Below are 1,034 nucleotides of genomic sequence, written 5' to 3'. Positions count from 1 at the left end.
ATCGCCGACAGGTGCTGGGTGGGGTCAGCGGTCAACGCCGCCAGCACCCGCTGCAACCGGGCGATCAAAACCTCGATGGTGGCCGCATCAAACACATCGGTGCGGAACTCCACCGTTCCGCCGATCCCGGCGGGCTCACCGTCCCCGGTCCAACGCTCGGCCAGCGAGAAGGTCAAGTCCATACGAGCGCTCTGGGTGTCCACCGGCAGCGACGTCACCTGCAGGTCACCCAAACTCAGTGCGGCCGCAGGCTCCGCGGCGAGGTTTTGCCAGGCCAGCATGACTTGGATCAGGGGGTGGTGGGACAGGTTGCGGGTGGGGTTGAGGTGTTCGACGAGGACTTCGAAGGGGACGTCTTGGTGTTCGTAGGCGGCCAGGCTGCGGGTGCGGACCTGGGCCAACAGTTGGGCCATGGTGGGATTGGCGCCCAGATCGACCCGTAACACCAAGGTGTTGACGAAAAACCCGACCAGCTCATCGAGGGCGGGATCGCGCCGCCCGGCGATCGGGAACCCCACCGCCACATCCGCGCTGGCGCTGAGCTTGCCCAGCAGCACCGCCAGCGCGGTCTGCAGGACCATGAAACTGGTCGCGTTGTGTTCGCGGGCCACCCGCGCGATCTGCTGGGCCAACCCGGCCGGCCAGTCCACCGTCACGCTGGCCCCGCGCTGATCGGCCACCGCCGGATAGGGCCGATCGGTGGGCAACGCCAGCCGCTCGGGCATTCCGGCCAGCATCTGTTGCCAGTAGTCCAGCTGGGCGGTGATGCGGCTGTGCGGATCCTCAAGGTCCCCGAAACTGGCCCGTTGCCACAGCGTGTAATCGACGTACTGCACCGGCAACGGCGCCCAATCCGGGGCGTGGCCGGCGCACCGGGCGCCATAGGCGGTGCCCAGATCGGCCACCAGCGGGGTGATCGACCAGCCATCAGCGGCGATGTGGTGGACCACCACCACCAACACATGCTCGTCTTGGCCGAGGCGAAACAGTGTGGCCCGCAACAAGATCTCGCTGCTCAGATCGAAACTGTGCCG

1 protein-coding gene is annotated in these 1,034 nt (G+C 67.1%); it reads right to left on the bottom strand.

Annotated features, from left to right (window positions below; genetic code table 11):
• A partial coding sequence (locus A5753_RS07765) for a condensation domain-containing protein (protein ID WP_231990035.1) occupies positions 1–1,034 on the bottom strand: 1,034 nt, incomplete at both ends.

The organism is Mycobacterium sp. 852002-51971_SCH5477799-a, assembly GCF_001667145.1.
In the GTDB taxonomy this organism is placed as follows: Bacteria; Actinomycetota; Actinomycetes; order Mycobacteriales; family Mycobacteriaceae; genus Mycobacterium.
This window is presented reverse-complemented; position numbering and strand designations above follow the sequence as displayed.